Source organism: Psychrosphaera saromensis (assembly GCF_002954545.1).
Taxonomy (GTDB): domain Bacteria; phylum Pseudomonadota; class Gammaproteobacteria; order Enterobacterales; family Alteromonadaceae; genus Psychrosphaera; species Psychrosphaera saromensis.
Map to the genome: position 1 here is coordinate 2,872,072 of NZ_MSCH01000003.1, position 20,927 is coordinate 2,892,998.

At 38.3% G+C, this 20,927-nt stretch carries 11 protein-coding genes and 2 pseudogenes; 3 read left to right on the forward strand and 10 right to left on the reverse strand.

What is annotated here, in order from left to right:
• Window positions 1-553: 553 nt before the first annotated feature.
• Together BTO11_RS13060 and BTO11_RS13065 are read left to right on the forward strand one after the other, a co-directional pair.
• A complete protein-coding gene (locus BTO11_RS13060; RefSeq protein WP_105053013.1) occupies window positions 554-2,668 on the forward strand; it encodes a TonB-dependent receptor in 2,115 nt (704 codons plus the stop codon).
• 145 nt (window positions 2,669-2,813) lie between these two features.
• Complete coding sequence (locus tag BTO11_RS13065) at window positions 2,814-3,923, forward strand: PepSY-associated TM helix domain-containing protein (protein WP_105053014.1); 1,110 nt, start codon at window positions 2,814-2,816, stop codon at window positions 3,921-3,923.
• Window positions 3,924-4,596: 673 nt separating this feature from the next.
• Here BTO11_RS13065 and BTO11_RS16630 read toward each other — a convergent pair.
• The 5 genes and pseudogenes from BTO11_RS16630 to BTO11_RS13085 form a co-directional block, all read right to left on the reverse strand.
• Window positions 4,597-4,695, reverse strand: a pseudogene (locus tag BTO11_RS16630) (transposase); the annotation flags it as partial.
• Between the two features lie 110 nt (window positions 4,696-4,805).
• Window positions 4,806-5,906 (reverse strand): hypothetical protein, encoded by a 1,101-nt coding sequence (locus BTO11_RS13070; protein ID WP_105053015.1) that lies wholly within the window; start codon window positions 5,904-5,906, stop codon window positions 4,806-4,808.
• Between the two features lie 136 nt (window positions 5,907-6,042).
• Complete coding sequence (locus BTO11_RS13075; RefSeq protein ID WP_105053016.1) at window positions 6,043-8,007, reverse strand: ATP-binding protein; 1,965 nt, start codon at window positions 8,005-8,007, stop codon at window positions 6,043-6,045.
• A gap of 248 nt (window positions 8,008-8,255) precedes the next feature.
• Window positions 8,256-8,417 (reverse strand): annotated as a pseudogene (locus BTO11_RS13080) (transposase); the annotation flags it as partial.
• Window positions 8,418-8,992: 575 nt separating this feature from the next.
• On the reverse strand, window positions 8,993-9,508 hold the full coding sequence (locus tag BTO11_RS13085) for a peptide-methionine (S)-S-oxide reductase (RefSeq protein WP_105053017.1): 516 nt from the start codon (window positions 9,506-9,508) through the stop codon (window positions 8,993-8,995).
• A 325-nt stretch (window positions 9,509-9,833) separates the two neighbouring features.
• Here BTO11_RS13085 and BTO11_RS13090 point away from each other — a divergent pair, with 325 nt between their 5' ends.
• Window positions 9,834-11,708: a TonB-dependent receptor plug domain-containing protein gene (locus tag BTO11_RS13090; RefSeq protein ID WP_105053018.1), complete on the forward strand. Its 1,875-nt coding sequence runs from the start codon at window positions 9,834-9,836 to the stop codon at window positions 11,706-11,708.
• A 209-nt stretch (window positions 11,709-11,917) separates the two neighbouring features.
• On the opposite strand, the gene BTO11_RS13095 is transcribed toward BTO11_RS13090, so the two are convergent.
• The 5 genes from BTO11_RS13095 to BTO11_RS13115 all read right to left on the reverse strand — a co-directional run bounded on the left by BTO11_RS13095 (window position 11,918) and on the right by BTO11_RS13115 (window position 20,562).
• Entirely contained in the window at window positions 11,918-15,136 is a 3,219-nt protein-coding gene (locus BTO11_RS13095) for an efflux RND transporter permease subunit (RefSeq protein WP_105053019.1), read from the reverse strand.
• Between the two features lie 16 nt (window positions 15,137-15,152).
• Complete coding sequence (locus BTO11_RS13100) at window positions 15,153-16,844, reverse strand: efflux RND transporter periplasmic adaptor subunit (protein WP_229793291.1); 1,692 nt, start codon at window positions 16,842-16,844, stop codon at window positions 15,153-15,155.
• Window positions 16,844-18,379 (reverse strand): TolC family protein, encoded by a 1,536-nt coding sequence (locus tag BTO11_RS13105; protein WP_229793290.1) that lies wholly within the window; start codon window positions 18,377-18,379, stop codon window positions 16,844-16,846. The genes BTO11_RS13100 and BTO11_RS13105 overlap by 1 nt, the downstream gene beginning before the upstream one ends.
• Before the next feature lie 181 nt (window positions 18,380-18,560).
• Window positions 18,561-18,959, reverse strand: a complete 399-nt coding sequence (locus BTO11_RS13110; protein WP_229793289.1) for a hypothetical protein — start codon at window positions 18,957-18,959, stop codon at window positions 18,561-18,563.
• Between the two features lie 235 nt (window positions 18,960-19,194).
• Window positions 19,195-20,562 carry an alkaline phosphatase PhoX gene (locus BTO11_RS13115; protein ID WP_105053020.1) on the reverse strand — a complete coding sequence of 456 codons (1,368 nt, stop codon included), beginning with the start codon at window positions 20,560-20,562 and terminating at the stop codon, window positions 19,195-19,197.
• Window positions 20,563-20,927 lie beyond the last annotated feature (365 nt).

The window sequence follows — 20,927 nt, forward strand, 5'->3', positions numbered from 1 at the left end:
CATCAATAATACATCCTTGTATTGATGGCATCCCTTCATCCATGAAGTGAACAATACCTTTTCAACAGCCAAAAAGGTAGGCGCTCTTATAATGAAACAGAGCGCCGCCCGTAACCAAATATCTATTTGTATTAAATACTAACTTTTATCATCAAATACGGAAAAAAATTCGTCCTTTGGTCATCAATTAAACATCCCTGTATTGATGACATCCCATCATCCATGATGTGAAACATTTTCCTCAATCGGGCATCCATGCCCGACCGATTTGAGAAAAGTATTCTCTTGTGGAGAGATGTAACACAGATATTTAAATCGGGAGTCAGATCAAGAGCTAAAAAACAGATCAAAAGCAAAAAGCCCAATAGCGAGAGCTACTGGGCTTTTATCATGTTTAATTTGACACTGACCCGTTTTATTCACGACCTTAAGATTTTTCTTAAGATTATTAAGTAGTTAGTTATTTCGTAAAAAGTTCAACTTTAACATTGCAAATGATAACCATTATCATTAAGATGTGCGCACTTTAAAAATACAACTAAATGGGTACAACATGCGGTATATCGCCTTGTCACTGATCTCTGCTCTCGTCAGTGCTAATCTTCACGCTCAAATCAATAAAGATTATGATATTGAAAAAGTTATAGTAACCGGCAGTCGTATTGTCGAAAGCATCGATGAAGTTCCTGCATCCATTGTTATTATTAGTCAAAAACAAATCCAAGACCAACTGAAAGTTACCAGTGAATTACAATCGCTTTTAGCTACTTTAGTACCTGGCTTAGCGCCATCTACTGGAACATCGAGTAATTCAAGCCAAACCTTAAGGGGCCGTTCTCCATTAATAATGATTGACGGTGTACCTCAATCCACCCCGTTACGTAATGGTTCATTAGGCGTTCGTAGTTTAGATGCCAGTACTATAGAAAGAATTGAAGTAATAAAAGGCGCAACGTCTGTATACGGTAACGGTGCAGCTGGCGGAATTATTAACTACATTACAAAAAAAGCAGCCTCTGACAAAACAATGGCAGGTCATGCAACTTTGTCATCGCATTTTAGTGGTGCCAAATTTGACGACACATTAGGAACACGTTTTGATGCTGGCATTAACGGCAAACTTGATAAATTCACTTATGTATTAAACGCGAGCTATGAAGAAAATGGCGTTCAGCGTGATGCCGAAGGCGATATCTTAGGTCTTACTTATGGCTTAACAGACACAAATGTAGAAAACTACTTTACCAAATTTGGTTATCAATTTGATGACACCAAAGCATTACAGTTAACCTATAACTACTACAAATCAAAACAAGATACTGAGCTAAAAAATGTTGCTAGTAACCTAAACTTAGGTATTAAAACTTATGCCATTGAAGTAGAAGGTGGCGCCGCTATTATAGGCAAGCCTCAAGGCCCAGAAAATAATAACTTAATGATAAAGTACACGGATGATGACGTATTCCTAAATACTCAAATGACGGTTGATGCTTATTCCCAAACAATTGAAAATGCATTTTTCTTTTCCACCGCATTAGCCAATCCAGATGAAGGTTATGAAGGTGGTCAATCACTTATCGAGTCGAACAAGAATGGACTTCGTGCCACATTCAACAGCCAGTTCACTTTACAAGACGTAGACTCCACCCTAATTTATGGTATTGATGTGCTAAACGACATTACATCACAACCTTTATATGATGGTCGTATTTGGGTTCCAGAAATGGACATGACAAATATAGCGGGCTTTTTACAGAGTAAATGGGTTCTGCTTGATGACATCATCATTAAAGTGGGTGTACGCCATGAAGATATAGACTTAGAAGTTGATGATTTTAGTACGCTTAAAGTGTGCAGTAGCGCGACTCAATGTTCTGTTTCATTTGATGTAACTGGCGACACGCTAAATTATAAAGCAACGACTTATAATGTAGCCGCACGTTATAATTTAACGGAAGGATTTAGACCTTTCATCAGTTACTCTCAAGGTGCTGACATTTCTGACATTGGTCGTTTATTACGTACCGCTACGGTAACTGATATTGCTCAAATTCGCACTGAGGCGTCTATTATCGACAATTACGAAATTGGTTTTACATCAGAATTTGATGCACTGCGCTTTGAGTTTTCAGCTTATCGCAGTACTTCAGAGCTAGGCACAACCAATGAATACGACGAAGTGACTGGAGTTTATCTACCCGTTCGTGCACCTCAAGAAATTTATGGTTACGAAGGTTTAGTGACTTACAAAGTACAAAGCAACTTAGACGTATCGGCAACCTACTCTTGGGTTGAAGGTAAAAATACCGAATTAGACGTGTATTTGGGCGGCAAAAACATAAGCGCTCCAAAAGGAACTGTAAATGTAAACTGGCAACCTGCTGAAGGCGCTCGTGTAAACATTAACTACTTATACGTTGGTGACCGTCATCGTTTTGATAAAGTTGACGGTGTTTATGTTGGCGACCAAGGTCCGGTGGATAGTTATAGTTTAGTTAATGTTAGCGGCAGTTATGAATTAGATAAACAATGGCAAGTATTTGCTGGGATTGAAAATCTGTTTAACAACGATTATTACCCAAGTCGTTCACAGGTCTATACCTATAACGCTTACAACCACAAAGGTTTAGGCATGACGATTAACGCAGGTGTTACTTACCAGTTCTAGTTAATCTGTAGTGCTGTTATATCAACAAACTCAGAAGATCGTCTTCTGAGTTTGTTTCCGTTTATAGCCTAACAATTTTTTATCACATACAACTTAGCGCTTAACGAATACTCGTTAGCTTTATATACAGAATTAGAGGAATACATTGAAAACTTGGCTTAGACGACTGCATCTAATTTTAGCTTTGGTAAGTGCTATTTTTTTAGTTAACCTCAGCGTGACGGGAACGTTATTGGTTTTTGCCAAAGACATTCAAGCATGGTGGAACCCGCATACCTGGACAGTTGAAAATACGTCGACAAAGACAGCAATTAATAAATCTAATCCCCCTATCAGTACCAGCGAAATTGTGGAAAAACTCAATCTACGCTTTGCAAGTCCAATACAATTTATAGAACGCAATGAATCGCCAAATAAAGCCTGGCAAGTAAGACTCGCCGACAAAAGCTATGTGAGTATTAATCAATATACTGGTGAAGTGTTATTACAATATCAATACCAAGAGACTTTCTACGGCTTTGTCATGGGCTGGCATCGTTGGTTGTTATACACAGATAAAGATGAACATCCGCTAGGCTTACTCCCGCCTCTTGCCAGTCTGATATTATGCATAGAATTAATTTTAGGATTTTATCTCTGGGTAAGACCCAAAAATCGGTTAAAACGACTCAAAGTAAAATGGAATGCTAAAAACAAAGTCAGATTTATGCAGCTACACAACGTACTAGGTGTTTACAGCTTAATTCCATTGTTTCTAATTGCATTCACAGGATTAGCATTTTATTTTAAAGACGCAACACAACAAGTGGTTGAGACTTTAACCTTATCTGATATTCAAACACCCGAGAACATAACAATACCAACAACAAGCAAAGCTGAGATGCTGAAGCATATCCCAGAAAACTACCAGTTAGATAAAGCGGTTGCCTCAGCCAAAGCCGCCCTTAACGACGCTTTTATTTATCGAGTTTATCTACCGCAATCATCCACAGATCCAATTAAGCTTAGAATGCGCAGACCAACTGAAAGTCATGCTTACAGTTACTCATGGTCAAACCCATTTACTGGAGACAATATTGACAGCTTTGACGCAAGCCAAGCTTCGTTAGCAACACAAGTATGGAATTTTAAATACAGCTTTCACATAGGTAATTTCATCGCCCTACCGGTGAAGTTTTTATGGTTATTTTTGGGATTACTACCTACTTTTTTTGTGGTGTCTGGTGTGTATATTTTTATAAAACGGAGGCGGTGAGGATAGTTTGTTTTAAGAGCTAGAAATCTGAGTTGCAGATACTGACATTTACTTAATTTTAATTCTGTTTTTACTCAATAGATCTTATTTCGCCCCTCGGCGGTCATACCTTTTTCAACAGCTCAAAAGGTAGGCCAAAAAGCCGCGTCCTATCAATATTCTAATCTTCAATAAAACTAAGTTTTGTCTTCCAAGACGGGATGAACATTCGTCCCTGAACACCATCCCTTATTCGACGTCCTGTCTCATACTTTAAAAACTTATTTTATTTCAGGAATATTTAGATGGAGAGATAAAAGCAGAGCAAGAGCGAAATGCAACAAATCCCAATAGCGAGAGCTACTGGGCTTTTATCTGGTTTAATTTGACACTGACCCGTTTTATTCAGGCGTATCCGATAAGCTAATTTGAATTTCTCTTGGTCTAGGCATAACAAAACACTCAATGTATCAATATAGGTACAATTGAGTTTAGTGCAGTTCAAATAACTGTCAAATTAAGATGGGTGGCCATGTTATTTACCTTGAAATACAATGATAATAAGGCGTATCCGATAAGCTAATTTGAAACTCTCTTGGTCTAGGCATAACAAAACACTCAATGTATCAATATAGGTACATTAAGTTTAGTTAACATTGAAAAACTGTCAAATTAAGATGGGTGGCCATGTTATTTCTTCACCGCATAAAAATGCCCTACGGACACAACGAGAGATACAGTGATAATAAGGCGTATCCGATAAGCTAATTTGAAACTCTCTTGGTCTAGGCATGACAAAAAACTCATTGTATCAATATGGGTACAATTGAGTTTAGTTAACATTGAAAAGCTGTCAAATTAAGATGGGTGGCCATGTTATTAGCCATGTTATTAAAGCTCTTGTTAGCTTTCGTTTGTTAGACTAGATATATACGATTTAGCCCCATCAAAACTGAATGTAACTTCACGAGCACCAAAAAAAGATTCCCAATGTGCAACTATACCAGCCTTTTCTTCTTCATTTGAAGAATATCCAACAACATGAATCTTAGCTTTTTTTCGAGTCATCCGAGAAAGTAATTGACGCATCTCAAAATCTGCACTTGGCAGAGAGTAACCAATAAAAACTATTTCTTCTGCTTCAGATATCTCTATACCAGCATTTTGCCAAATAATCTTATATTGTGGATTTGATAAATCTTTAATAAACGTTGGCATAATCAAGTTTGCCATAAGAGAATGATTACCTTCTTCCTCTTCAAAATTGTTGTCACAATGCCTACATGAGGTCAAAGTTGTAAAGTTATTTATTGCTTCTTTTTCATAAAACTTAGTATATAAGCGAGCACATCTTGGACATTGTAGCCAATTTAATGAACCATGAAGCTTTAATAATTTGACATTAAAACCACCTCCTCCAAGCACTTCTAAGCCAGGCTTAACTGTGACATCATCTTTATCAAGTGAACTTATATAGCAGCAGTAATCTACAACTGCATTATGAGGTGTATTTAAAATGGTTTTATAAATAGAATTATCTAAAAGAATGTCCCAGTTTGCACTAATTACACTTACAGGATCTTTTTCCTGATAATTGTTATAGGCTCTCATTGATGATTTTTCTGTTAAATATTTTGCAAATGAATCTATATAGTCTTTAGAGTGATTCTTATCAAGAAGGAGCTGAATTGTACGCCCAACCACATAAAAAACAGATTCTCTTATTTTCATTATATTATCTAAACTGATGCCCCTATATTGGGAACTTTCACTTAAACAGCGGTCTAAAGGCGTAAAAATATCCTCCAATGCTATAGAAGAATATCTACATTCTGGGATATTAAGTTGATCGTTTATGAAGCTTGTAAATTCTGCAAACCTATCCTTATCAAAGTTTGCTTTATTTTCTCTAAATTGCTTAAAAGCTTCTGGAATAATTGCAGCCTGCGTAGGAGCTCCAGCTTCTACTGAAAATCCAGCTCCCAAAATAAATACGGTTTTCATAATGTTAAATATATCCTATTAATTACGGATGAATGGATGAAAGCTAACACCTCGTTAAGCGGAATAAAAATGGTTGGTTAAAATCGCGAAGCAATAACCAACTGTTTTTATTCCGTTTAAACGACATGTTAGCTTTTTAGAACAGATCATTTCCATATGTTGCTTTTTGATAAGATTGAGATTTATCAATATCATTAAGGTAATTAACAAGTTCTTTTAGAATGATAACGTGAAATGTTGTTGTTCCGGAATTAAGAATATGTGTTATTCCGTGGAAGTCTCTTTGATGCAAATTATCTAGATCTAGTAATGAAATAGCTTCATATTTCTTTTTCCATTCAGTACCCATTTCCCAAGCTATTGCCAAATGAATATCTTTTTCAAATTTATAATCACTTTCAAATTCATGAATCAAAGCATCAATATTGTATTTATATTCCAATATTTTAGGAGGGCTAGTATGCTCTTTACTAAAATGAAACTCTTGAACTCCTAAAGGATTATCTTCTTTATCAAACTCATGGTTTGATAAAGGCTCCTTAACTACATATTTATATACACCATCATATTGTTTGATTTGGCTAGTTGCGAGTAAATTAACTCCCCTTATAACCCCTCCAGCAATCAATTGATTAAAGAGAACAATAACATCTTGTTCTGATTGAGGCTCTGATGTGATTGATATTTCATTCATCGGGGCAAAGAAGTTTTTATTATTTAAAACAAGAGGATTAGAAAGTTCATGTGTTTCTTGGGCTTTAATCCAGTCGTGTAATTCCAATTCCTTGGTTATATCTGGTTTTGTTCCACTATCTGACTTCAATAGCTTCCTCCACTTTTTAAAGCGGTTTACTATTGCAACAGAAAGTTTTTCAGAGGCGTCTTTCAATTCAGGCTGAAATCCTTTTCGCCCCAGGTCTGGATCTGCATCCTGAAAATGTACAATAATATGACATTGATTTTGATAACCAATATTTGAGGTTAATGGAATTGCAATCAATTCTCCCTGAGGCATACCATTGTTAGCTAGTTGCAAGCCTCCTTTTAAAACACGATAACCTTTTCTCAATTTTGCTAAGTTATCGTTTAATTGATCCCATACCGAAGTTGAATAAGTGAAGTAGCCGTAGGCTTCAACGTGGTATTTTTTTATCAAATCATTTAATTCGTCATCTTTAGGTTTAAGTGAGAATAAATCTGAGGAATTAAAATATTCATATACCCCATTCGATTTCATATATTTTTGTGGGATAGCAGAAGCATCATGACCTTTTTCGATTAATCTATTCTGAATTTTTAAAATTTCTTTTAAATCGATACTCGCTTTTATTTTTGTATGGGGGTACATATATAATGCATCTTCATATGAAAGCTTTCTTTCGTCTCCATTTTTATTGATAACAGTTAAATCAAATTTTATTGGCTTGGATACATTATCGATTTTATTAATTGTTCCTAGCGGTGTTTTTACCAATAATAAATGTAGCCATTGCTCTGGGGTAGTGGCTGAGTACCAAGATAAGTCTTTCGGGCGTGTATGCTCACCACCAAACTTTATTTTGAAAGTAGATCCTCGATTTATAGTATTGAAGTACTCATCACTTGATTCGGAAGAGGTAACAACAGGTCTAGTAACGGTGCCTGTATAATCTTCAACCCAACCTCTTCCTCTTTCTAATTTTCCTACAAACTCATGTCCATTACCTTTGGTTCCGAATTGTAAATAATCAAACCCATAACCAATGTATGTAGCACCGACCCCTTTATTACCCCTAGTACTACCACCATTCTTAAAAGAAATATTTGGTGCAAGGAAAGATTCAAATTCCTTTTCATTAAAGCCAACACCATTGTCAGTAATGGAAAATGAATTTTCTTCTAGATTTATCGTTAGTTGAAGTTTTCTCTCATAGTCACCATTTTCACTGTTAGCTCTTCTATCAACAGCATCCATACCGTTTTGAATTAATTCAGAAAATGAATCATACATCCCAACATAAGATTTTAGGATATTTTTAATTTCACGTTTCTGAGCAGCTGAAACTATTTCTGTATCTGCATCTTTACTTGATAACAGAGGATCCCATGATTGTACTTGCATAATATTCCTTATTTGCTACCAAAGTAGCGATGATACGTGAAAAAGCTAACGCCCAAATAACGAGGCTGTAGAATTTCTCATTCTCAGCCAATATCTTTAAATAAAAACCACAATATTTCACATCCTTCTAAGATTCAATAACTTATTTTATTTTCAATAATAGTTTGGTTAAATTGCGTTTAGAGTGGATTTATAGAGCTAATTAATAAAGTGAGGTTTGATGTGGCTATTAAGGCTTAACTTTTGGTCTAATGTAAACTATTTCTTAACTTCTCTATGTTGTGAACAAGGAAGTACATTTGCCATTGAGTATTTACTTTATCTTGGCCACGTAGCGTAAATTTGTTCATGCCTTTATTGACGGTAATATTTCCAAACACGGGTTCAATGGCACCAAGTCGTTTACGAAATAACGAAGATACCCATCTTTATTAGTTTGAAGATAAAACTCAATTTTATTGAGAATTAGAATATTGGTTAGGTGCGGCGCACTGCTTCATAGCATAACGTGGACACACACCTTAAATTTCTAACAAAAAGCGAACCGTCAGGTTCTCTCTGCTTTTTCTCTTTGCCCTTGCTTTTCCTCTCCATCTAAATATTCCCGAAATAAAATAAGTTTTCCAAAATATGAGACAGGACGTCGAATAAGGGATGGTGTTCAGGGACGAATGTACATCCCGTTTTTGAGGATGAAACTTAGTTTTATTGAGGATAAGAATATTGATTGGGAGCGGCGCTCTGTTTCATTATAAGAGCGCCTACCTTTTTGACTGTTGAAAAAGGTATGGTCGCCGCAGGTGAAACAGTCTTTTAATCTTTAAAAAAAACCAATTAAGCCTGCGCCTTTTTGGCTGTTGCAAAAAAGGTATGACCGCCGAGAGGTGAAACGGCTGTAGCCACGTGTCGAGTCACGAGCTTTGAGTAAAAAAACCAATTAAGCCCTTAAAAATATTAAACCGATTATATCTAATCGCCCTTATATCTAATCGCCCTTATATTTATGAAGAATGCTCTTAGGAATATGGCAATAATCATTGGGGAAACGGGTGAGTCTTTCTTGGTGCTCTTCATCGCTTTTCACATAATTGCTCAGCGGTAGGACTTCAACAACTATCTTATTGGCGTCATCACGTTGGCTTATGTACTTAGAGGCTATTTCTAGGTGGCGTGGTTGCTTACTGTATATGCCGGTTCGATACTTTTCGCCAACATCGTCCCCTTGTTTATTAACGCTATAAGGGTCAATTATTTCAAACAAGTAACCAATAAGTTGATTCAGGTTAACCTGATTTGTGTCAAAGGTGACTTTTACGCACTCGGTATAACCATCATAACTACTATTAGTTGTGTTGCTTGAACCATTAGCTCGGCCAGCTTCTGTTGCTTGTACGCCAGGTGAGTGCTTCATAAACTCTTGCACGCCCCAAAGGCATCCACCGGCAAAATAGATAGTTTCACGCTGGGTGTTGGTATGGTTATTCTGTGGTTTTATTGTCATATTTTTTATTTTTATTTTATTTTATTTTTATTCTATTTGTAATACCGATATTTAGCGTGAAGAGGATCTATTAAAGATGGCTCGTATTTAGCTGAGAGTGACGAATGATTATCATGTGTAATGTTTCTTCGCAGTAATATACAATGCCGATCATTACATATCAACCAGACTAAATATTATCTTACGATAACCCAGTTTGGTTGTTCCAACCGATTAAACAGCTCTATGGATTTAGTCAAAGGACCACAGTTGAGATAGTTGTTAAAAGTGCAACTGCCACGTTTCCTTTACCTATAGAGCACACTGCCTAAAAGAGAAGATCTCAATGACCCGAGTTATACCAACCGCTTTGCTTACTTTATCATGCAGCATAGCCACTTGTTCAGCTGCATCTGAAGAGACGAATGACGTAAATGAAATTGAAAAAATCACCGTTGAAAGCTCTACCACGGCCAATAAAGATGCGGTAGGTACGTTTGTTTCATTAGTGTCAAACCTAGAATACGATCCGCGTGTTGATTTACAGTCTCGCAATATGGCAGAGGCTCAAGCCGATGTAACTATCCGTGGTGGCATTTTTGAAAATACCGGATTTCGTGTAGGTAGCGCGACATTACTCGACCCACAAACCGGACATTACTTTTCAGAAATTCCTATTGCACCAGAAATGCTGAGCGAAGCTTATGTACTAGCAGGAGCCGACAACGCCCTTTACGGAATGAACAGCTCTGTAGGTACTGTCTCTTTTGGTTGGAAAGCAATTGAAACCGCAGGTAGCGTTTCAATTGGTGCAGGTAATAACAACTTTAATTTACACCGAATTCACAGTGGTATCAGTATGCCAGTGGGTGATACTAACGACTGGACTCTCGGTTTTGAAGGTGAATACTCTTTCTCTGAAAGTGACGGCACAATTGACAATGGCGACCATGATTTCAAACGCTTATCTGGCCGCGTTCAACTGCTTGGCACAACATCACAAACGGATTTATTCTTTGGCTCTCAGGATAAGTTTTTGGGTTGGCCTAATATGTACACGCCATTTAATGTTAATGAAACAGAAGATTTAAGTACCCAGCTGTTCATACTTAATCACAAACAAGATTACGGCACAGAGAGTACTTTTGAAGTTTCAGCTTATACTCGTGATCACAAAGATCATTATATTTTCTCCCGTGAGAATCCAGCCGCATTTGAAGCTTTTCATGAAACTAAAGTGAACTCCATCGCCTTTGCTGGCCGTCATCATTTATCAAACCTGGACTCTCAATATAAGTCGTTTGCACTTAATTACTTTTCGCAATATATGGAAGACGAGATTGAGTCGACCACGCTTGAAAACAATTTTACGTCTCGTAAATATTATAAAGTGAGTGTATTACCTGAATACACTATGAGCTTACAAGATGAACAACAGCTAACATTCCGCCTTGGTGCAGCGTATGACGATACCAACAGAGATGACTCTGCGGTGTCATTAATTGGTGACATCATCTGGAATTCAATTAATGGTTACGGCACAGCTCAAACGGTTTACTTTTCTTATGCTGAAGCCAGTCAAGTCGCAGGTTATACGGCGATTGGAGGCAGTAACACAAGCGGCTTATTCAGAAGTAATTACGACCTTGAAAGAGAAACAACTGAAAACCTTGAACTTGGCTTTATTTTAGATGGTCAAAATTGGGGCTTTGATTCTGCCATTTTTTATCGTAAAGATAATGACTTAACGGATTGGACTTATAGCTTAAATTCAACCTCGGCTCGTTCGGCAAACCCAGTAGATATTGAGACCTCAGGTTTGGAATTACTTGGCACAAAACGTCTAGAAAGCGCTGAGTTTATAGCGAGTTACACCTTCCTTAGTAAATCGGAAGACTATGGAGTTACCGATGCAGACGCCAGCTTTTACGCATTAAATTACCCAGATCATCGCATAACATTAGGGGCTATTTGGCACCCTACTGACATGCTTGAATTCCGTGTAGACAATGAGTGGCGCAAGCAACAAGAAAACATTTTACGTAACGGTGATGACGAAGCTGTATTCACTCACCTAACGTTAAAAGTTTCTCCTCCACAGGTTCAAGGTTTGGAAGTGATTTTTGCAGCAGATAACCTTTGGAATGAATCCTTTGAAGAAATACCAGGTACGCCAGGCCGTGGACAACAATTTACTGCCACGCTAACTTATAACTGGTAGCTTATAACTGATGCTTTATTGTTAATAATAACAAAGCATCAGTAATTATTTTCAAAGCTATTATTTTCAAGGCTACAATTTCTAAGTGAGCGACAGAGACACCTTGCCTCTGTTGCTCATTTATACTTATTTAATTCATACCTATTTCATTCTAAGCTTAGCTATTTATTTTATGTTCATCTAGCTCTCACTTTTAGCCTATTCATTTTTTAGCTCTCACTTTTGAGAACCGTGCAAGAACGCCATAAATAAAATAATGCAGGTAAGACTAACAAGGTCAATATCACCGCACTTAACATGCCGCCCACCATAGGCGCTGCGATTCTACTCATGACTTCAGAGCCTGTTCCTGTGCCATATAAAATAGGCAACAAACCTACAATTATCGCAGCAGCGGTCATCATTACAGGTCTAACTCGCATTCCGGCACCATGTAGCACAGCTTGCAAGATATCGGCTTTAGTGGTGCTTATGTTTTGCTCTTTATGTTCATTGAACATCTCTTGGTAAGCCTGGTTTAAGTACACCAACATGATGACGCCAATCTCTACCGCCACGCCAGCCAAAGCAATAAAACCAACACCTACCGCAACAGAAAAGTTAAATCCTTGTAAGTACATTAACCAAATACTGCCAACCATAGCAAACGGTAACGTGCCCATGATCATGGCAACTTCAATCACATTCCTAAAATTCAAATAAAGTAGAATAATGATGATAAATAAGGTTAACGGCACAACATACATCAACTTGGCTTTTGCCCTTTGCATATATTCATATTGCCCAGCCCAAGTAATGGAGTAACCCGCAGGTAAATTCAGCTTATCGGCAAGGACTTGTTGCGCCGCCGATACATAACTACCAATATCAACTGCACCCTCGCCTTCACTTTTAAGGTCGATAAACGTCCAACCATTTAGTCGTGCATTTTCAGACTTTATGCCTGGTGGTCCATCTTCAATAAACACATGCGCCACATCACCTAATGAAATACGCTGACCATTGGGTGTCACTATTGGCAATAACGACAAGGCCTCTGGCGAGTCCCGATAATCCTGCGGGTAACGTAAATTAACCGGATAACGTTCCAAACCTTCAACCGTTTTTGTTACGCTAACACCACCTATAGCACTGGCCACAACTTGTTGGATTTCAGCAATGTTTAAACCGTATCTGGCTGCTTTTTGACGTTGAATATCGACCTTAATATAACGACCACCAACAACCCGTTCAGAATATACGGATGCGGTTCCGGGCACGTCTTTTAATAACACTTCCAGTTGTTTACCTATCTCTTGAATAACGGTTAAATCGGCTCCCGCGACCTTAATGCCAACGGGTGTTTTAATTCCCGTCGCCAACATATCTATGCGGGTTTTAATTGGCATAACCCAGGCGTTAGTCACACCAGGTAATTTAACTAAGGCATCCAATTCTTGTTTTAAGCTCTCAAGCGTTACCCCTTCTCGCCATTGATCTTTAGGCTTAAATTGAATAAAGGTTTCAATCATAGTCAGCGGTGCTGGGTCGGTGGCGGTTTCCGCTCGGCCTACTTTACCAAACACAGTTTTCACCTCAGGTACGGTTTTAATCAATTTGTCCGTTTGTTGTAATAACTGCCTAGCTTGCCCTATGGATATGCCAGGATAAGTGGTTGGCATATACATAAGACTGCCCTCATCAAGAGGTGGAATAAACTCGCTACCAATTTTATTAAGTGGATATAAACCGATAAGTAAAACAGCAAACGCCGTTAACAAAGTTATTTTAGGAAAACGTAAAACCGTTTTTAACGCGGGCATATAAACATAGATTAATAAACGATTGACTGGATTTTTATGCTCAGCAAGTACTTTACCTCGAATAAAATAGCCCATTAATACCGGCACCAAAGTAATGGCTAACGCTGCAGATGCAGCCATTGCATAGGTTTTGGTAAACGCCAATGGCGCAAACATTTTTCCCTCTTGCGCTTCCAAGGTAAATACAGGCACAAAGCTTACTGTGATGATCAACAAACTAAAAAATAACGCAGGCCCCACTTCCGATGCTGACTCGACCACCACTTTCCAGCGCTGCTCGTTAGTTAGTTCTTTGGTTAATATGTTTCCTTCTCGACTTAGCCCTTGTGGATTTGGCTCTTGTAGACTGGCCTCTTGAGATAAAAGCTTCTCCATGTGTTTGTGCATGTTTTCAATCATCACAATAGCACCATCAATCATGGCGCCTATGGCAATGGCAATACCGCCCAAAGACATAATATTAGCGTTTAGTCCTTGTAGATGCATGATGATAAACGCCGTTAAAATCCCAACCGGTAAGGTAATAATTGCGACCAAGGAAGAACGAACATGAAACAAAAATAGTAGACACACCAAGGCCACAACCGCGAACTCTTCTAACAACTTAAAGGTTAAGTTATCTACGGCACTTTCTATTAACGCCGACCTGTCATAAACAGGCACTATTTCTACGCCATCAGGCAAGCCTTTTTTAAGTTGTTCTAGCTTGGTTTTGACTCGCTCAATCACTTGTTGTGCATTCTCACCATAACGCATCACCACTATGCCGCCTACGGTTTCACCTTCGCCGTTAAGTTCAGCAATGCCTCGGCGCATTTGCGGTCCGGTGCCAATATCGGCAACGTCTTTTAACAACAATGGAATCCCCTTGTTGTTTACCCCTAGTGGAATATGCTCTAAATCTTCAATGCTTTTGATATAACCTGTAGCCCTAACTATGTATTCAGCTTCGGCCATTTCAATAACAGAGGCTCCAATTTCTTGATTACCTTGTTTTATCGCCCTTTCAATATGAGATAACGGAATACCAAAAGCTCGTAATTTGTCGGGATTTATAGTGATCTGATATTGTTTAACCATGCCGCCAAGAACCGAGACTTCCGAAACTCCAGATACCGTTTGCAGTTCATATTTTAAAAACCAATCTTGAATACTGCGCAATTGGCTTAAGTCATGTTGGCCAGTTTTATCCACTAACGCATATAAATAAACCCAGCCCACACCTGTGGCATCAGGGCCTAATTGCGGTTTAGCGTCATTCGGTAAATTTGGGGTAACTTGCGATAAATACTCAAGCACTCTTGAACGCGCCCAATACAAGTCAGTGTCATCATCAAAAATAACGTATACGTAAGAGTCACCAAAAAATGAATAACCACGTACGGTCACCGCCCCCGGTACGGACAACATGGCCGTCGTTAGCGGATAAGTCACTTGCTGCTCTACAACTTGCGGTGCTTGTCCTGGGTAATTGGTTTTGATTATGACCTGTACATCAGATAAATCTGGCAGTGCGTCAATAGGCGTTTTATTAACGGAATAAATTCCAGCCCCAACTAAAATACAGGTAGCCAGCAATACAAAGAAACGATTGTGTACTGACCATTTAATAATAGAAGCAATCATATTTTAAACTCCTAAATTAGTTACTTGAGTGAATTGAGTCGTTTGAATGATTTGAGCTAACTGAGCCTTCAACTGAATCATCATCGCTAGCTGATTCAGTCGCAAGAGTCGCTATTTCGGTAATGACAAAGTTGCCATCGTGAACCTCAAAGGTAAATTCAACCTTGTCATTAATATTGATCCCCACAAAGCTGACATTTTCAGCGGCGGTAAAGTCAACCGTAGCGGCTGCTCGCCCCCACTTTTTGATAGCAGAGCGACTTATATTGATCATGCCGTGTTCAACCATTAACGAATTCACTTTACCCGTTGCGGTTGCAGACAATACGCTAGGCATTTCCGTTTCAATTTCCATATTATGGTCTTGCATACTGCTAGCCATCACTGTTGTGTCAGAATTCATATTAACCGGATCCATGCGCTTAAAATCAGACGATTTACTCGACTCTGAATCCAATAGAAATTGAGCCGAACTCACCACCTCATCACCTTGTTCAAGCCCATTTAATATCTCAACATAATCTCCACCATAACGACCAACCTTAACGGCAATAGATTTAAAACGACCTTGGCCTAACGCCAATACTACTCGGTCTTGTCTGCCCGTTCGTATTAATGCTTCTTTCGGTATTTGTAATGTGTTTACATCACCTTGATTATGTAAAACCAATTGCGCGAACATGTTAGGTTTAAAGTCATTGTTGTGGTTTTTAATCCTTATCCGTACTTTAACCGTACGAGTTTGTGGATTTAATATAGGATGAATGTAATCCACGTTTCCTTGCCAAACCTTACCAGGTAAATAATCCAAAGTGATAGTTGCCGGCATACCAATAGCCACTTGTCCTGCTTGGCGTTCAAATACTTCCCCTTCTAGCCAAACCTCAGATAAGTCAGCAATAGACATAAGGCTTGAACCGGGTTTAACATAAAAACCTTCTCTGATATTTAAACTCTCTACCACACCATTTTGTGGTGCAAAAAAGGTAATACGTTGCTGTACTTGTTTGTTTTTTCTAAGCTCAGTAATGGCAGATGTTGGTAATTGCAGCGCCATTAATCTATTTTGAGCGGCCTTTATCAGTCTGTTATTGTCACGTTCTAATGCTAATAAAAACTCTTCCTGCGCATTCACAAGCTCCGGTGAATAGATATCATATAAAGCTTGGCCCTTTTTAACTTGTTCGCCCACAGACTTCACATGCAGCTTTTCAATCCAGCCTTCTACTCTTGGATGAATATCCACTAACCTCTCTTCGTCATGGGTAATGTAACCAAGGGTATTAATTTCTGAAGTCAAAGGTTTATAACTAACTTGTACCGTGCGTACACCTAAATTATTAATGACATTGGATGATATTTTTACCGCTCCGGCTCCAACATCTTGGCCTTCGCTTTTCCCTGTATTTTCATAAACAGGAACTAAGTCCATTCCCATCGGTGATTTACCCGGTTTATCACGACGATAATTAGCATCCATAGGGGCAACCCAATACGCTGGCGTTTTTTCTGCGTTCTCTGCTTTATCATTACCGTTACCCTTATCCTTGCTACTACTGCTGCTACTGCTAGCCGCCATGTTTTGCATGGGAGAGTCAGCAGTCTGAAACAAGCTGTAGCTCAAGATAGCAGTCACTAACGTACCAACAAAAACACCTAACATAATAGATTTAACCGTATTGCTTTTTTGTTGTTTAATTTGCTTCATTATTTATCTCCCGCAGTAACATTGTTACCGATAAACATGTAATTTAATTCAAGGTTTAATTGTTGTTCATCAACGTCTAGATTCAACTCATCTATTTCTGTGTTTAATACCGCAATGCGTGAACGTACCACTTCTAAAAAGTCACCATCGTCATTGTTATAAGCCGATAAGGTTGCTTCTGCGTTGTCATGAATTTGCGGTAACAGTTTTGATTTATATAAGCTCTGCCTGCGTTTAACCCCGTCTAATCTGGCGCTAATATTTGAATACGCCGACAACAATTCTCTAAGCAATAATAGTTTTTCAGTTTTAACCGCTTCTGTTTTAGAGATGGCAGATTGCACCTCTTTATCTTGCTTATTTTCAGTAAAAATAGGTAAGTCAAAGCTAATGCCAATAGAGAATAAATCATCTCTTTCTATTCCTGCTGCACCTGTAATAGAAGATGGCGCATCATCTCGATAACCATAACTCGCACTTACGCCCCATTGTGGTTTGTATTTTTGTTCCGCGATATGGACTTGGGTTTTTGTCGCTGTGATCTTTTTGTTTATCGCCTGCACACTAGGGTGGTATTCAAAACGTTGAATTAACGTGCTTGTCCTTACTCTTTGCGAGTCTACTCTTTGCGAGCTTTGCATCTGTTGTTGTTGTTGTTGGTGGTGTTGTTGGTGTTGCTGAGAAAACTCAGCGTCGAGTAAGTCAAATCTGTGCAAATCAATCTGAGGTAATTGCTCACCAAAATCCACGTTATATAAATCCATATAAAAATTCATATCAGCAGTTGTTGTATTAGCGGTATCAGCAAAGTTAATTAACCACTGAAATAACATGCCCTCAGATTGGCTTTTTTGTTGACGTAATTTGTCTAATCGTTCTTCCAAGCGGGTTAACTCAAGTTGCGCTCTAACAATATCTTGCTGACGAGTTCTTGCTAATGCCGACGAATAATTCGCTTGTGCTACATCCGCCAATTGTTCAAACAAAGCTCGGTTGTTTTCAATTAACGTTATGCTTTGTTGCGCTCGGTAAGCCTCTAACCATAAACGGCCAACAGTGACGGCTACCTTAGCCTCACGGTCTTGTCTTTGATAAGGGAAAGCTTCACTTTGGGTTTTATATTGCTGACTTTTAAGCGCTAACGTATCGCCCCGTGGAAACACTTGGCTAATGCCTATTTGAGCTTGAGTCATGGCCACTTGAGAAAAATCAAAACCACCAACTGGCAAGTTCGCCAAACCAAAAGACACTTTAGGATCTGGCAAGCTATTACTGGCTTGCCCCATTAATTTAAGAGCTTGTTGTTGATGAGCATTTCCGCTCAACCAAGGGTCATTTTTTTGTGCGGTTTTAATTGCCATTTCAAATGTTAAGACTGACTTAACATTTGTGTTAATGGTCTTGCTACTGTTTGTGCTGCTACTGTTTGTTCCAGATAGGTCTTGAGCGTCCACAGTTATAGTCATGAACATAGAGCCAAATGACAAATTCATTAATATGAAATTGGTGAACAACGTACTTTTATTTAAAAACATAACCACCCCAAAGGGATATCAACTATTTTGAATTGAATAGGTTATTTTTGATCTTTCTATTTACCGTGCAACTGCCAGTGCTAAAGCAAAAGCGAAAACAATTAAATAGAAAATTCAGAAAAGCCTAATACAAGAAATTAATAATCTAAATGCACCAAATTTTGGACACATTTATTCTGTATTAGCTAAGTATTGGAGGTCGGTATAAAGACGTTGAAGATAGGCTAAAAGCCAAGTTTGAAATGGAATGTATTTTTGGAGAAAAGTAGCCTAACGCTACAGGTGTTAATTCTTTAGGTAAAGTGGCAAGACTTGAACAGCCGCCAGTAAAACACTTACAGATAGTTGAACAGCAATCTTCGTTTTGTTCTTCTTGGCTAGTAGTTTCAGTTGAGTCAGCGTCAGTTAACATCAAGTGGTTCGGCATATTATGACTGGAGTGATCCATCATAGCCATACCATGTGACATTTCCTGCATTTGGCTACTTGTACTTTCCATAGCGCCCTTTTGCATGCCAGAGCCTTGCATAGTCATTCCTCCCATACTCATCATTTGATAAGGCATAACAGTAGACGCCATTGTTTGACCTATAAAAGTCAGACAAATGAGTAATACCATTAATGTTTTAGAGAAGGTCAATGTCACAAGGAGCCTGTTAGTTTAGTGTTATTAATTTTTAAACTGTGCTTACTTAACTTAATAATTGTATTTGCTTACTTTTGTTAAAAAAGTGCCGTTTAAACACAAGTCATTAAGTTAAGTGTTCAATCGTACACCTATTTTTAATAGATGTACTTATTTTTTAAAGCTGTCTCTATTTTTTAAAGCTATTCCAGGGGCCAGTTATTGCGACGGTTTTAGTTGGCGATTGTATATTTACAAATAGGATCTTCCCATCAGGAGAAAAACAAGCACCCGCAGTTTCAGTTTGCAAAACTAATTGAGCAAAATTATATACTTCCCCACTTGGCGTAACACCACGTAAATGATTATCAACAATATCTGTGTATTGATCTTCACACACAATTAAATGGCCATTGGGTGCTACGGTTAAATTATCACCAAAATTAAAAAATGACTCATCCGTACTTTCTACAAATAACTGAATTTGTCCAGGACTGGTATCTTCTTTATCTGTACCTTCAAACTCTGAAGGTTGATATTTCATTACCTGTCCTAGTTGTTTTTTACCACCATTTGAACAACAAAAATACAACTCATTCTCGCCCCAATGTATACCTTCACCTCGTGCAAATACAGCAGCACCGTCTTTATAACCGCGACGTCTTAAATCATCATTTGGACTTTCAGGCTCATCCAAATCAATCCACTCCACCGACATATTGGCATGTAACGACATTGTACGTTCATTCCAGTTACGAGAGTCAAATTGTGACTGGCCTTTAACAACCATAGCTTGTAACTGACCACCTTTATTAAGCTGACCAGCTTGGTTTGGAATAAAGCGGTAGAATAAACTGTCACCTCTATCTTCCGTAAGGTAAACAATTCCGGTACGGGGATCTATCGCTGCGGCTTCATGATTAAATCGCCCCATTGCTATCAAAGGTTCAGGTTTTATTAGTCCTGTAGCAGTTGCTGGCACGTCGAAAATATAGCCATGTGATTTACCTAAACCATCACGTTGATCTAATACGGTTTCTTCACATGTTAACCAACTTCCCCAAGGCGTAACCCCACCAGAACAATTTCTTATGGTGCCGCACAGCGACAAATATTCCTGTTCTCGTTTATTGTGTTTCACGTTATAAATGATATGGCTGGTTCCACCTGGTAAGGCAACACCGTTATCAAATACATCATAGGCTAAATCAGTTTTATGAGATTGAATACTTGCAGATTCTTTTTTTATACTCTTAGGAGATAATTCATGATTACGAACAAGCGCAACACGTTCATCATCTAAAGCAATACAGCCCATTCCGTCGGCTTTATCTGGTACGGTTAATCCATCATCCATCTTGTCACCAAACTCAGAAATGATCTGGTAGCTAAAGCCAGCTGGTAGATTCAAAATCTTATTAGGATCTGGTAGTAACGGACCATAAGCAGGAATAGTGCTTGGCATATCAGGTATTGATACTTTACCAAAAGCACTGCGAGCAAAACCAGCAAAAGCAAGGCTGCCTGCGCCAAGTAAAAACGATCGTCTAGATGTCATAATGATCTTCAAATTAACTGTAGGATTTCAATAAATAATAAAGGAAAACACAATTAAGAAATATAACAAGTTAACGATTTCATAAAACGATCATATTCAGAAATATCTAAAATTGCGCTTTAATTTAACTTGCTGCTCTTTATTGAATTTAAGCTACCTTACTTTTTAAGTGATCACTTTTAAGGCTTTTCACCTAGTCACTAAAATCTAACTGAGCGTTTTTAACGCTCTGTGTTCTTTAGCTAATTTATCTGGCGTTATGCCAAACGTTTTTTAAATGCAGTGGTAAAATTAGCCACATGTGTATAACCAGTCATAAAAGCACCATTAATTACGAAGGTGATTAGTGCTTTGTTATTATGCTT

Bases quoted from the DNA above. Each gene is read 5' to 3' on its own strand.
- BTO11_RS13085 (WP_105053017.1), bottom strand. From the start codon at position 9,508: ATGACAATAAAACCACAGAATAACCATACCAACACCCAGCGTGAAACT.
- BTO11_RS13070 (WP_105053015.1), bottom strand. From the start codon at position 5,906: ATGAAAACCGTATTTATTTTGGGAGCTGGATTTTCAGTAGAAGCTGGA.
- BTO11_RS13105 (WP_229793290.1), bottom strand. From the start codon at position 18,379: ATGTTTTTAAATAAAAGTACGTTGTTCACCAATTTCATATTAATGAAT.
- BTO11_RS13090 (WP_105053018.1), top strand. From the start codon at position 9,834: ATGACCCGAGTTATACCAACCGCTTTGCTTACTTTATCATGCAGCATA.
- BTO11_RS13100 (WP_229793291.1), bottom strand. From the start codon at position 16,844: ATGAAGCAAATTAAACAACAAAAAAGCAATACGGTTAAATCTATTATG.
- BTO11_RS13115 (WP_105053020.1), bottom strand. From the start codon at position 20,562: ATGACATCTAGACGATCGTTTTTACTTGGCGCAGGCAGCCTTGCTTTT.
- BTO11_RS13110 (WP_229793289.1), bottom strand. From the start codon at position 18,959: ATGGCGTCTACTGTTATGCCTTATCAAATGATGAGTATGGGAGGAATG.
- BTO11_RS13060 (WP_105053013.1), top strand. From the start codon at position 554: ATGCGGTATATCGCCTTGTCACTGATCTCTGCTCTCGTCAGTGCTAAT.
- BTO11_RS13095 (WP_105053019.1), bottom strand. From the start codon at position 15,136: ATGATTGCTTCTATTATTAAATGGTCAGTACACAATCGTTTCTTTGTA.
- BTO11_RS13075 (WP_105053016.1), bottom strand. From the start codon at position 8,007: ATGCAAGTACAATCATGGGATCCTCTGTTATCAAGTAAAGATGCAGAT.